Here is a 13,277-nt window from a genome sequence, read left to right on the forward strand (position 1 = left end):
ACGATATACAATAGAAGGCGGTTGGAATTTGTCGATAAAAGTAATTCACATCATATGGAATATGGCGTAAACTGCGATAATTCCGACGGTACGTACATAATTTGATAGATTGAGGAATTTATCCACTCATTAGGGGAGGCACATATGCATTTTGCCAAGAAAATAGGGCTGTTATCTCTAATCGTATCTATTGTAGCGGGGTTGTTATTTCTCAAGCCGACCGGTGTAGTCTATGCATCATCTCCGACATCCACGATCATGGTTGCCGATACGTCGCTATCGATTGGAGAAACTTCATTGGTAATGATCACGTTCTCGGAAGCGGTAACAGGCTTTACGCTAGCAGATCTGACAGTAGCGAATGGCACATTAAGCGGTTTGAGCACGTCCGACAATATCACGTATACGGCGACGTTGACGCCAGACGCCGGCATCACAGATGCAACCAATGTCATTACGCTGGACAACACGGGCGTACAGAATGCGGCAGGTAATGCGGGAGTGGGTACCACGGATTCTAACAATTACGCGATCGATACACAGCGGCCGACCGCCACCATTGTAGTAGCCGACACGGCGTTATCTATTGGCGAAACTTCATTGGTGACCATTACATTCTCGGAAGCGGTAATAGGCTTCACAAATGCAGATCTGACGGTGGCAAACGGTACGCTGAGTGCCGTGAGCTCGTCCGATGGCGGGATCACCTGGACGGCGACGTTGACGCCAACTTCTGGCATCATAGATGCAACCAACATCATCACGCTCGATAATACGGGCGTGGCCGATTTGGCGGGCAATGCGGGAGTTGGTATCACTAGCTCCAACAATTACGCGATTGAAACGACACAGCTGACGGCCACGATCGTGGTTGCCGATACGGCGCTATCGATTGGTGAAACTTCATTGGTAATGATCACGTTCTCGGAAGCGGTAACAGGCTTTACGCTAGCAGATCTGACGGTAGCGAATGGCACATTAAGCGGTTTAAGTACGTCCGATGGCGGGATCACCTGGACGGCGACGTTAACACCAACTACTGGCATCACAGATGCAACCAATGTCATTACGCTCGACAATACGGGCGTACAGAATGCAGCAGGTAAAGCGGGTAAGGGTACCTCCGATTCGAACAATTACGCGATCGATACACAGCGGCCGACCGCCACCATTGTAGTAGCGGACACGGCGTTATCTATTGGCGAAACTTCATTGGTGACCATTACATTCTCGGAAGCGGTTAGTGGCTTCGCCAATGGGGACCTGACGGTGGTAAACGGTGCGTTAAGCAGCGTTAGTTCATCTGACAACATCACATGGACTGCAACGCTCACGCCGAATTCTAATGTAAATGCTGCGACGAATAACATCACGCTTGATAACTCGGGGGTGACCGATTACGCAGGCAATGCGGGAGCAGGCTTGACGGAATCCAATTCGTACTCAGTGTTCACGGTGCCGGCATCTGCGGATTTGAGCAGTGTAGCGTTATCGAACGGGACACTAAGCCCTGTCTTTGCTTCTGGAACTGAAGTGTACACGTCAAGCGTGCCTCACTCCGTTTCCGTATTAACTGTAACGGCGACTGCACTTGATAGTCATGCTACGATAACGGTTAACGGTACTTCAGTACTAAGCGGGCAAGCAAGCTCCAATATACTGCTAAACGTGGGATCGAATACGATCACGATTGTTGTAACGGCAAGCGATCAATCGACCAGAATCTACACGATTACTGTGACCCGCGAGAATAGCTCCTCTAACGGTGGCGGTTCTTCTAATGGGGGAGGTACAGCCAGCGAGGGCGGTTCGTCCAAACCATCGGCTCCCATGGACAATACAGTTACCTCATCCGATGGAAAAATCACGCTGCCAACAGGAAGACCTGGGTTGGTTAGCCTTGGGAAAGAAATCATCATCTCCATTCCGGCAGGCGCCACACCTCAGGAGCTGAAATTATCGATAGAGAAAATACAACATACCGAAGCTCTCTTAAAGAATAACGAGGTTTTGGCAAGCCCGGTATTTGAAGTTCTAACAAACGTCTCGGGGAATTTTAACAAACCCGTGAAACTGAGTTTAGCTTACGACGTCGCAAGCTTAAAGAGCGATCAAACAGCGGCCGTCTTTTACTTTAATGAAGTGAAAAAGGCATGGGTGAAAGTCGAGGGCAGCATCATACAGGAGAATTATATATCCGTAGAGGTCAATCACTTTACGAAGTATGCAGCACTCGTAGTAAATAAAGCCAACGGAATGCCCGTTGTCGACAAACCAACAGACCCGTCAACGGAAATTTCCTTTACCGATATTTCCGGACATTGGGCCGAAGTAAGCATTAAGGAAGCGGTACGTGAGGGTATCGTGACGGGATATCCGGATGAAACGTTCAAGCCGGGCAACACCGTGACGCGTGCAGAATTTTCCCTCATGCTGATGAATGCGCTGAAGTCGACAGATGCTGGAGCGGAGTTGATATTCACAGATACAGCTTGGATCGGTGACTGGGCTAGGAAGGCAGTTTCGCAGGCCGTCCAGGCTGGCATTATTCGAGGCTATCAGGATGGCTCTTTCCGTCCAAATGCAAAAATGACGCGTGCTGAGATGGCAGCAATGATTGCGAATGCGCTCGAGCTATCCATCAAGGACATCCCCACAACCTCTTTTTCAGATGACAAGGCTATTCCTGATTGGGCGAAAAGCTCTGTTGAAGCGCTGAAGGAACTTGGTATTGTTAAGGGAATTGGCGCAGGCGAGTTTAATCCAAGCGCTCAAACCACGAGGGCAGAGGCCGTAACCGTTCTAATGAACATGTTAGGTCAATCCAAATAAAGTTTAGCGATGAATACAGAGGACGCCGAAAAAGTGTCCTCTGTATTTGCATTGAACGTAATAAACCGCAGGTGTGCTTGCTTGTTGTCATATCGATCAGTTCTGTAGCTTCCATGCTGGAGAGGGCTATGCTGGAATGGTATAATTTCAGAAAGGATGAATAGAGTGGGAGGCATGAACGATGAATGAGGAGCTTTTGGAGCAGCTGGAAGAGTGGCATGAAGAGGATGAATTTGAAGAAATCGTAGATGCGATTTCGGAGATCCCGGAGGAAGAGCGGGATTATGCGCTGATCAGCCATTTGGGCCGGGCGCTGAACAATCTCGAACGCTACGAAGAGGCGGTTGAGCAATTTCTGTCCATTCAGGAAGAGGGCAAGGACGATCCGCTGTGGCATTACCGCATTGGGCTCGCATATTACTATTTGGATCGTTACGAAGATGCTCGCAAAGCGTTCGAAGTGGCCGATCATTTAGAACCTGGAGATGAGGATACGCTGGAGTTTCTGGAATGGATCCGGAACAAAACGGCTCCGAAGCCAGCAGAGAAGTCCAGTGCCGCCGTGTCTTATACGGATCCTGACGTACTGAATTTCTGGGATGACGGCGCCCCGGAGGCCGATAAATACGTCTCTGCTCCGCCTACGGACGAGCTGATCGAATCCGTGGAGGAAGCGCTGGTCTTCAAGCTGCCGGCATCTTATATTCAAGCCATGAAAGTACATAACGGGGGGATTCCCCGAAACCGGAAATTCCCTATAGAGGGTGGAGCACAGGATTTTATTGAAATATCAGGTATTCTGGGAATCGGACGAGACAAGAAAAAATCCTTGTGCGGAAGCCTGGGCAGCCGCTTTATGATCGAGAACGGCGGATATCCTGAGATTGGCGTGGTGATTTGCGATTGTCCGTCCCCGTCCGAGGTCGTGATGCTGGATTACCGTTCATCGGGGAACGATGGAGAGCCGGAGGTTATTCATGTGGACAAGGCCAGCGATTACAAAATCACCCGTCTTGCCGCGAACTTCGAGGCTTTCATTAGTGGATTGGAGTAAAAAGATAGGCAAGGCGAATTCACGATCCATGATCTCGCTTCTAACAAAGAAAGCATCCCCTGCAGGAGATGCTTTTTTTCTTTTTGCATACCGTTAGTTTCTAATTCGGTTGGATTCGTCCGTAATGCAATATTTTGCGTATCCTAAAATATTCCAACCTATGTTAAAATGGATATAAAACAGACGGTTAGGGAGGCAATTTATTTGATAGGGCGCAGTGGAAATCCGACACTCAACGAAGAAACCTTTGAGAAGAGTGGGTATTACAACAATCAAGAAACGATGACGATTGGCGGAACGGTGAACAAATCGTTCATGCTGCTCGCGCTGCTGATCGGGGCAGCGGTCATTTCTTGGGTTATGTTTTTTAACGGGTATGAGGTATTCCCGTTCATGATCGGCGGAGCGATCGGCGGTTTTGTCCTGGCGCTGATCATCAGCTTCGTGCCGAAGGCAGCGCCGTATCTGGCGCCGATCTATGCGATCCTGGAAGGCTTCTTCCTGGGTGCATTATCCGCGCATTACGAATATCTGTACTATGGCATTACTTTGCAGGCGGCTTTACTGACGATGTGCATATTCCTGGGCATGCTGCTCGCGTATAAGACAGGTCTGATCCGGGCGACGCCAGGCTTCAAAAAGGGGATTATCGCGGCAACGATCGGCATTGCGCTTGTCTACCTGTTTAGCATGGTTCTCGGCCTGTTCGGCGTAACGGTACCTTACCTGCATGACAGCACACCGATCGGTATCGGAATTTCCGTTGTGATCATCATCATCGCCGCACTCAATTTCGTGCTGGATTTTAACTTTATTGAAGAGGGCGCGCATCATGGCGCACCCAAGTATATGGAGTGGTACGGCTCGTTTGGTTTGCTGGTAACACTCGTCTGGCTGTACATCGAAATTATCCGGTTGCTGGCGAAGCTGGCGAATCGGGACTAAGGATTCGTAAGAACCAAACATCGCTGTCGAGGGATTCTCGATGGCGATTTTTTTTATGAATGCAGCGATTAATCAGCAGAATAATAAATTTCCCTCAGTAAACCCTACAAAGAGCGACTTGTGTTTAAATAATAGGTAGATACCGTCATCATCAAATTGCTTGAAGAAGGAGATCCCATGACCAACCGGAAAGCTTTGAACGATATAGGATGGAATTTTGACAATAGTTACGCGTTATTGCCGGCATCTTTTTTTACCAAGCAAGATCCCACGCCGGTGCGCTCGCCGGAACTGATTGTTCTAAACGAACCGCTGGCAGCGTCGTTGGGATTGGACGCCGATGCCCTGCAAAGCCCGGAGGGAGCGGCAATGCTTGCTGGCAACGAGATACCCGAGGGGGCCGAGCCGCTCGCTCAGGCATATGCCGGGCACCAATTCGGATATTTTACGATGCTGGGCGACGGCCGTGCGATTCTGTTGGGTGAACAAATCACGCCGCAGGGAGATCGCATGGATATTCAGCTCAAGGGCTCGGGCCGGACGCCGTATTCCCGGGGAGGCGATGGCCGGGCTGCCCTGGGTCCGATGCTGCGCGAGTATATTATCAGCGAAGCCATGCATGCGCTGGGCATTCCGACTACCCGAAGCCTGGCGGTTGTGGCGACCGGCCAGCCTGTCACCCGTGAAAGGGATTTGCCGGGCGCCATCCTGACCCGCGTGGCCTCAAGTCACGTAAGAGTGGGGACGTTTCAATATGTTAGGGGAGCGGGGACAACCGAGGATTTACGGGCTCTGGCCGACTACACCCTGCAGCGGCATTACCCTAAGGCAGACCTTGGTGACGGTGCCAACCGTTATCTGGTCTTGCTTCAGGAGGTCATCCAGCGTCAGGCGGTCCTGATCGCCAAATGGCAGCTTGTCGGTTTTATCCACGGGGTGATGAATACCGATAATATGACCCTCAGCGGCGAAACGATAGATTATGGGCCTTGCGCCTTCATGGATGCCTTTGACCCGAATACGGTATTCAGCTCCATCGACTCTCAAGGCCGCTATGCCTATGTCAACCAACCGTATATTGCCGCTTGGAATCTCGCAAGATTGGCGGAAGCCTTGCTTCCGCTGCTGCATGAAGAGGAAGAGCAGGCAATCAAGCTGGCCGAGGGGGCGATTGGGTCCTTCACCGATCTGTATCACGAGCAGTGGCTTGCAGGCATGAGAGCCAAGCTGGGGATCTTCGATGAAGAGGAGGAGGACGAATCTCTAATTGAAGACCTGCTCAAGATGATGAAAAATCAGCAGGCAGACTATACCAATACCTTCCGTGCGCTAACGTTTGACAAGCTGGAGGACACGCCTCTAAACGGCACGCCGGAATTAGCTTCCTGGTACGAGCGCTGGCAAGCAAGGCTTGGCCGCCAGCAGGAATCCAGGGACCAATCCCATCAGCTGATGCGCAGCAGCAATCCTGCGGTCATTCCGCGGAACCATCGGGTGGAGGAAGCGCTGGAAGCCGCGGAGAACGAAGGGGACTACAGCGTGATGAAAGAGCTGCTGAACGTTCTGTCTGATCCATACGCGCATTCCCCGGAACAAGCGGAATATGCGATCGTGCCCGAGCGTTCCCGTCCTTACCGTACCTTCTGCGGCACGTAAGGGAAGGATTGCCACCCGTGGAACGTCCCGAAGATGATGGATGGATAGTTGATCATCGTGTACCACGGGCAGCGGATGCGAGATCCGATATCCGAGATGCATCAAGACCAAGCAAGAATGACCTTGCTTGGTCTTTTTTATATATAAAACACATCAAAAAAGCCCCTGGACCAAGCGTCCAAGGGCTATAAATCGTATGGCTGTTTTATTCGAGACCTAATTCAACATCATAGCAGAGCCGAAAGAAATAGTCTATATTTTTGCCCGGAAATGCCATAGAGTGGGGGAGCCGGCAAAAACAATGGAATGGAGCGTGGTTTCATGAGTTGGACTTGTCACCTCGATGAAACAGATGTACAGGAGTATGTCGGGAAGGTTTTGGGTACCGGATATATTGTCGCGGATGTAAAGAAGATGCATGGCGGAGCGCAAAAGGTGGTCTATAAAATTCACTGTCGCAATGGATTTGCCTGCGTGCTGTATGTGTGGGATTTGACGAAGAATTATTTTCAGGAAGAAATAGCGAACGAGCGTGTGCATGAACGATCCTTTGGCGGACATTCGTTCGAAACCAATAACAGATGGTTAAGGAATCATGGTATTTCTACGCCTGCTCTATATGATCTTCACACGGGACAGGACCGTTACCCGTTTGACTATGCTCTTGTTGAATGTATTGAAGGACAGAAGGCAGAAGCTTGCCTTCAGGACCCGGACCAACGGGTCCGGGATGAGGTCCTGGAACGGATAGGCAGCATGATCGAACGCATGCATGCAAACCACAGGCAGAGTTACGGAAAGCCCGATCAAAGCGGGAACCAACGGGAGCGATGCCATCTTGTACAGCTGGAAAATGCCAAGGAACAGCTGTCCTACATCGTCCTGCATAACGAGAGTATCCGGAAGAATCACGACAGGCTGCTCGCTGTGTTGCATGAACTGGAATCCAGGATAGATTCACGCAAGCGATATGGCTTTATCCACGGCGAGTTGGGACCCGACCATGTCCTGGTCACAGACCGTTTAGAGCCCTATCTCATTGATATTGAAGGTGCGCAATTCTTCGACATCGAGCATGAGCATACATTTCTGGAGCTGCGATTCGGGAAGCATTATCGGTATTTCCAACAAAACGGGCTTGATCCGAATCGGATGCTATTTTACCGTCTGCATCACTATATCTCATTAACCTCGGGCGGCTTGAAGCTTCTTCACCGTGGATTTCCGGATCGGGTCTTTGCTTCGAATTTGGCTGATTATCATGCTCGCAACACCCTACGATTCATGGAGGAATGGCAGCTCGATAACTAGACTTCATGAGCTAGGCTGGAAACATCACGAACCCTCCGCTGCATAGGTTCTAAGATTTGACTGCGAACTCTTGCTTATAGATTAGCTCGATCGTGCTAAGCAGCTCTGCACCTTGGCTTGAGAATTTTAAAGGCGTTGCTTTACCCTTGTTGAGAAATGCCCCCGTCGATTGTCGGGATTGACCTAGCGCTGCTTCATACAGGCGTGAAGCTCCTTCACTGGGATGGGAGAAGAACAGGTTACGGATCGGGATCATAAATTTTGGCATCCCGGCGTTTGTGGTCATGGTTGTTTTATTCCCTCCCGGACAGACGCTTCGGATCGTAATGCCATCTGCCTGCATGGAAGGGGCGATCTCCTGAGTCCACAACGATAAGGCTAATTTGCTCGCAGCATAAGGCCCAATCAGCTTCTTGAACCCGACAGGGGACGCCAAGGTACGGTGATCGAACTGTTTGAGATACAACAACGCATTCGAAGACGTATTGATTACCGTCTTGAAGCTGCCCTTCCCAAGAAGCTCCTTCAGTTCCATCAAGATGATATAAGGGACGATCGAGTTTACTTCAAAATGCATCTCCCGTCCTTGTTGGGAGTAGGATAATTCGCCGAAGGAGACGCCTGCGTTATTGAACAGCAAGTCAATATGACTCTCGTGTTTCTTGATCTGATCCAGCGAGGCTTGGAGATCCGTGAAATCCGATAAATCAGCCTTGTACGTTCTGAGCTGCCGCAATCGCAGTGTATCTTGAATCCGTGCATCGTCCGTTGGAAAGGCAGAACGGATCAAAGCGAGGACTTGCCAGCCTTCGGATAACAATCGCTTGGTTAACTCCAAGCCAATGCCGGAGCTTGCTCCCGTGATCAAGGCGACGTTATTCATTCTTTTCTCTGTCATGTGTAAATCTCCTATACTTCAGATTCTTTGCTGGCCGCCTTTTCGGGATTAAGCAGGGACTGATTTTGGTTCAACTTGTCATCGATGAAACGCAGAATGCGCTGCAGGTCCGAAATCTGACCGGTAATTTTTTGACGGTAATTCTGGAGCATGGCATTCAGCTCCGGAACGGATTGAATATTTTCCTTAAAGGGAAGATGCACATAGGCTTTCATATCCTCCAGCGACATTCCTGTCTTCTTCAGGCATGTGATCAACTCCATAATTTCGGCATCCTCTATGTGATAGACACGATGGCCGTTATCCTTTCTTTTGGGAGAGGGGAGGAGCCCGATTTTTTCGTAATAGCGAATGGCATCCTCGGTCAATCCGGTTCGTTCAGACACTTGCTTGATGGAGAATGTTTCTCCCATGAGGTCACCTCATTTCTGCAGCTCGTAACGAGTTGCAACGTTATCGTACAACTTGGTGTTAACACCAAGTCAATATCTATTTTTTATTCACAGATCATTTACGTCTCTGTGCCCTTTGATGAAATGGATCATAACGTATTGCCAGATCGATCTTTTGGAAATGCTTATATAAAAGACTAAAGATTATTTATCTTTTCAGTTGTTATTTCTCTAGCTGCTTCTAGAAAGGGAGAATGAAATGCAAGCTTATGTATTGCCTATTTTCATTGCGATCTCCGTATGTTTTTTATTAGCGTCTTTTCTGACGCTTTCTTGGGCCGTTTATCAGTACCGTAAACATGGGTACTTTAGCTTTTGGAGAACATTACTTATCTTTAGTTTTATCTTGTATGGATTAAGTGCTTTCTTTTTAGTGATTTTTCCACTCCCCAGTGCCCGGAATAATTGTGCTTCAATGGATCCCGGTACGATTCTCATTCAGTATCGACCTTTTCAATTTATACGGGATATTCAGCGTGAAAGCGGATTTCATTGGACGAACCCCTCAAGTTATCTCCATTTGTTAACAACGCGGGCCTTTTATCAAATGTTTTTTAATGTTTTGCTTTTGTTTCCTTTAGGTGTGTTTCTGAGGTATTTTTTCAAAGGTAAAGCAAAATGGTTTCATGCTGCTCTTATTGGCTTTGGTGTTTCGCTTTTCTTTGAAATCACCCAACGAACCGCTTTGTTTGGCTTTTTTGAATGCCCCTATCGTATATTTGATGTAGATGATTTGTTGACGAATACGGTTGGGACTGTACTTGGCTTTATACTCGCCCCCATGTTTTTGGTGTTAATACCATCGCGGGAAACCCTTAGTGAGCAAAGCCACTTCTTTCACAATCAGAGAAAAGCAACCTTTGGTGCCCAACTCATGGAGATTCTTCTAAATATTATGATTGCCAGAGTGATAACCGGCTTTATATTAGGGCTACTGAAGAGTCGAGGATTATTGGTTGACGAGATCATCTTTGCCATTGTTTTCTTTGTGTTGATGGTCGTTATCCCTGTGATTTGGAAGGGAAATACGTTGGGCTCCAAGATCGTTCGCATGAGATTAATTCCGGAAAAGGGGAATTGGATAGGAAGCTTGAGCCGACGTTACGCCATTGTCTATTTGCCTTTACTGTGCTCAGCCTTATCGGAGATATTTTCGAATCATATGGGAGAAGATCTTCTAGCCAACCTTTTTGCAATTGGGGTGGTTTTCCTTACAGGCCTGTTATGGTTCTTTATCTTCTGCCATATCGTGATTAGATGGATCAAAAAGGACAACGTTCTTTACTTTAATCGATACAGTCGCATAGAGGCTGTTAGAATCACGGGTGAAAAGTGATCAATGTAAAAATTACGGATTATATGGAACCAAGAATAAGTCGATTGCGTTATTAAATCGAGACGATTCCGGTTTCCATAGGAAGTGGCATGGTGAATACGGAACAGATGGGAGCTGAGGGAGCATGAATTTTGATATCAAGGAAGCCGTTGAGATTCTGGAACGAACCCCCGTCACCTTGGAGCACATGTTATCCGGTTTATCGGATGGATGGCTTAGGAGCCATGAAGGGGAAGGCACCTGGAATGCCATGGAGGTGATCGAGCACCTTATCGAAGCTGAGCGGACCAACTGGATACCGCGGCTGGAGTTTATGCTGCAGGAAGGGGAGGACAAGCCGTTCCCGCCCTTTGACCGTTACGCCCACTTGAACGAGGCGGCTGAGCAATCCATCGATCAAAAGCTGCAGGCGTTCAAGGCCATCCGTACTCAAAATCTGGCTAAACTGAAGGTTCTGATGGATTCGGCGCCGGATTTCGAACGGACGGGCCTGCACCCGGCATTCGGCGTGGTGAAATTAAGAGAGCTGCTGTCGACGTGGGTGGTTCACGATTTAACGCATACGTCTCAAATTGTGCGGGTCCTGGCCGAGCGTTACCGGCATGACGTGGGGCCATGGATCGAGTATTTGGGAATTCTGAAGAGACGATGATGATGTCAATCGGCAGGCCCTACCCTCTATATGTCCGGGGGTAAGCACCGCAGGAGTCTTGCCTATATAATAAAAAGCCGATGATCCGCATTCGACTGCGAGGATCACCGGCTTTTTTTCACGTATAGAGTTGGTTGTCTACCAGAACTACCGCTCCCCCAAGACGGGGGTGCAGCTCCGCTTAAGGCAGGCACCGCATGTTACCGTTTGGCGGCTTGCTGACGCTCGTTCAAATGCTCGCTCAAATATTTCACTATGCCGTCCTCTGCATCCTGCGAATACTGCCAGACCATCGCGCCCGCGAGATTCTTGCTTTGGATGTAGCTCACCTTCTCCTTCAAGGCCTCCTGATCCTCGTAACTGATGAAGGTATGGCCGTCATAGAGGTAGGCAGCCTTGGCTTTGTTGTCATAGTAGCGCTTGAAGCCATTTTTGTTCAGGTAGGCTTTCTCGATCTGCTTATAATGCAGATTTACCTTGTCGATGTCGATGGGCGTTCCGGGAGCAAAGAGGCCGTTCTTGGCCCCCTTGTTTTCCTTCACGTTCTTCCAGCCGTACGAGTAGGCAGGGATGCCGAGCAGCAGCTTCCTGCTGTCGATGTCGTGGTCCAGGTACATGGAGATGATGCCGTCAATGGAGTGTTTGGATTTCCCCTGGCTGTCTGCGTACAGATTGGAGTTAAAGCCCGTGGTATCCGACCACTTGCCTGTCAGGTCGTAGGTCATGACGTTGATGAAATCCACGTATTTCTCCACTTTTTTGACCTCGACGTTCTGGAAGTACCAGTCCTGCGTTCCGGAAGCGAAGGTCAGCAGATATTTCTTGTTCTTGTGAGGCAGCCTGTACAGCTTCTCCCGCAGCTCCTTCATCAGATTGGTAAAATTCCTCGTATCCTCCGGCCGTGCCTTCTGCGTGTTCCAGGCATGGAACGCCGGATACTCCCAGTCGATGTCCACGCCGTCCAGGTCCAGCTCCTTGACCAGGTTGATGATGCTCTCGGTGAAGAGGTACCGGTTGCCGTCCAGCGCAGCGTCCGAGAAGCCGTCGGCTCCGTAGCCGCCTACAGCCAGCACCATTTGAGTCTTCGGATTCGCCGCCTTCAACTGCTTGATGTTTTCTTTGATTTGATTGTTGGTCGTGATGTCTTCATGGAAGTAGAGCTCCGTTCCCTTGATCTTTGCAAAAGCGATAAACGCAATGTCCACGCCTTTCTCCGATAGCTTGATGTTTCGGTAATCCTGCCAAGCCTCCACGTAGACCGCCGTGATTTTCCGGTCCTCCGCCGCGGAGATCTGATAGAAGTAAAGACCCATGCCTGCAAGCAGCACCACAATGAATATTTTCGTATATATCGTTATTCTCATCGTCCTTTAACCCCGCCCGCCGAATAGAATGTAGGTTGCCGTTTTGCTTAGGTTTAACACCTTGACGGTGATATAGCTGATGGCGAAGATAATGGTGATATTCACGATCAGACTAAGGGAGGCTTCCAGGAACGTGGCCTCGATTTCGGTTCGGCCGGATAGCATCATTTCAACGAGCAGGTGAATCAGGTAGATGCTGAAGCTGGCCCGGGAGAGCGAGCTGATCAATTTTTGGACTTTATGATTCACTTTATCGCTGATTCGGGCTTCCTTCTCCTTGAAGAAGATAAACAACCCGACAGCCATGAAGAACGTGGTGATGGAGTAATTGCCATAGAACATCTCATCCAGTACGCCGCTGCGCAGCGATACGAAGTAGGTGGCAACCGGCGTGATAAAAAAAGAGACGATGCCCAGATTGTACAGAATGTTTTTGGCTTTAAGCGGCAGCTCGAAATGGAAGAGATAGTACCCCAGAATGAAATAACCCAGAAATCCCATGAAGAACGGGATGTTCATGATCGGAATGTTGATGTATTGATCCGTTGCGCGGAAGACGACATCCGAGATGAAAAGATAGACGAGGCTGACGTTGAAGCAGACAAGCCGATAATACCGCAGATACTGCTCGCTGCACGACGGGATGAATTTGCTGATCAGCGCCACCGACCTATAGATGGCAATAATACCGTACATGACCCAGAGATTGACGGAATTTCGTTCGGTCAGCACGCGGGAGCCGAAGTCGATACGCAAGCAGTGAGCACCAGGCCAGAA

Annotated in this window: 11 protein-coding genes; 7 read left to right on the forward strand and 4 right to left on the reverse strand. The window is 49.3% G+C overall.

Features of this window, described 5'->3' with window-relative positions; genetic code table 11:
- Positions 1–144 precede the first annotated feature (144 nt).
- The 5 genes from RB298_RS23485 (at position 145) to RB298_RS23505 (ending at position 7,798) form a co-directional block, all read left to right on the forward strand.
- On the forward strand, positions 145–2,832 hold the full coding sequence (locus RB298_RS23485; RefSeq protein WP_486048818.1) for an Ig-like domain-containing protein: 2,688 nt from the start codon (positions 145–147) through the stop codon (positions 2,830–2,832).
- A gap of 181 nt (positions 2,833–3,013) precedes the next feature.
- Positions 3,014–3,886, forward strand: a complete 873-nt coding sequence (locus tag RB298_RS23490) for an SMI1/KNR4 family protein (RefSeq protein WP_213580820.1) — start codon at positions 3,014–3,016, stop codon at positions 3,884–3,886.
- Between the two features lie 204 nt (positions 3,887–4,090).
- On the forward strand, positions 4,091–4,831 hold the full coding sequence (locus RB298_RS23495) for a Bax inhibitor-1/YccA family protein (protein ID WP_192570212.1): 741 nt from the start codon (positions 4,091–4,093) through the stop codon (positions 4,829–4,831).
- 177 nt (positions 4,832–5,008) lie between these two features.
- Positions 5,009–6,487, forward strand: coding sequence for a protein adenylyltransferase SelO (locus RB298_RS23500; protein ID WP_486048820.1), 1,479 nt, complete (start codon positions 5,009–5,011; stop codon positions 6,485–6,487).
- Between the two features lie 321 nt (positions 6,488–6,808).
- Positions 6,809–7,798, forward strand: a complete 990-nt coding sequence (locus tag RB298_RS23505; RefSeq protein WP_486048822.1) for a phosphotransferase — start codon at positions 6,809–6,811, stop codon at positions 7,796–7,798.
- Between the two features lie 49 nt (positions 7,799–7,847).
- On the opposite strand, the gene RB298_RS23510 is transcribed toward RB298_RS23505, so the two are convergent.
- Positions 7,848–8,696, reverse strand: coding sequence for an SDR family NAD(P)-dependent oxidoreductase (locus RB298_RS23510; protein WP_486048824.1), 849 nt, complete (start codon positions 8,694–8,696; stop codon positions 7,848–7,850).
- A gap of 11 nt (positions 8,697–8,707) precedes the next feature.
- Positions 8,708–9,109 (reverse strand): MerR family transcriptional regulator, encoded by a 402-nt coding sequence (locus RB298_RS23515; protein ID WP_096777196.1) that lies wholly within the window; start codon positions 9,107–9,109, stop codon positions 8,708–8,710.
- Between the two features lie 238 nt (positions 9,110–9,347).
- On the opposite strand from RB298_RS23515, the gene RB298_RS23520 reads away from it, so the two are divergent.
- Positions 9,348–10,484, forward strand: a complete 1,137-nt coding sequence (locus RB298_RS23520; protein WP_486048826.1) for a VanZ family protein — start codon at positions 9,348–9,350, stop codon at positions 10,482–10,484.
- Between the two features lie 124 nt (positions 10,485–10,608).
- Entirely contained in the window at positions 10,609–11,136 is a 528-nt protein-coding gene (locus tag RB298_RS23525) for a DinB family protein (protein WP_192570217.1), read from the forward strand.
- A 200-nt stretch (positions 11,137–11,336) separates the two neighbouring features.
- Here RB298_RS23525 and RB298_RS23530 read toward each other — a convergent pair whose 3' ends face one another.
- A complete protein-coding gene (locus RB298_RS23530; RefSeq protein ID WP_486048828.1) occupies positions 11,337–12,500 on the reverse strand; it encodes a glycoside hydrolase family 18 protein in 1,164 nt (387 codons plus the stop codon).
- A gap of 6 nt (positions 12,501–12,506) precedes the next feature.
- On the reverse strand, positions 12,507–13,277 hold a 771-nt coding region (locus tag RB298_RS23535; protein WP_486048830.1), incomplete at its 5' end, for an acyltransferase.

Origin of the sequence: Priestia sp. BR_2, from assembly GCF_041954005.1 — a bacterium.
GTDB lineage: Bacteria > Bacillota > Bacilli > Paenibacillales > Paenibacillaceae > Paenibacillus_AQ > Paenibacillus_AQ lautus_A.

Excerpts from the sequence above, each read along its gene's own strand:
- RB298_RS23500 (WP_486048820.1), top strand. The coding sequence starts at position 5,009 with ATGACCAACCGGAAAGCTTTGAACGATATAGGATGGAATTTTGACAAT.
- RB298_RS23490 (WP_213580820.1), top strand. The coding sequence starts at position 3,014 with ATGAATGAGGAGCTTTTGGAGCAGCTGGAAGAGTGGCATGAAGAGGAT.
- RB298_RS23505 (WP_486048822.1), top strand. The coding sequence starts at position 6,809 with ATGAGTTGGACTTGTCACCTCGATGAAACAGATGTACAGGAGTATGTC.
- RB298_RS23510 (WP_486048824.1), bottom strand. The coding sequence starts at position 8,696 with ATGACAGAGAAAAGAATGAATAACGTCGCCTTGATCACGGGAGCAAGC.
- RB298_RS23530 (WP_486048828.1), bottom strand. The coding sequence starts at position 12,500 with ATGAGAATAACGATATATACGAAAATATTCATTGTGGTGCTGCTTGCA.
- RB298_RS23525 (WP_192570217.1), top strand. The coding sequence starts at position 10,609 with ATGAATTTTGATATCAAGGAAGCCGTTGAGATTCTGGAACGAACCCCC.
- RB298_RS23520 (WP_486048826.1), top strand. The coding sequence starts at position 9,348 with ATGCAAGCTTATGTATTGCCTATTTTCATTGCGATCTCCGTATGTTTT.
- RB298_RS23515 (WP_096777196.1), bottom strand. The coding sequence starts at position 9,109 with ATGGGAGAAACATTCTCCATCAAGCAAGTGTCTGAACGAACCGGATTG.
- RB298_RS23485 (WP_486048818.1), top strand. The coding sequence starts at position 145 with ATGCATTTTGCCAAGAAAATAGGGCTGTTATCTCTAATCGTATCTATT.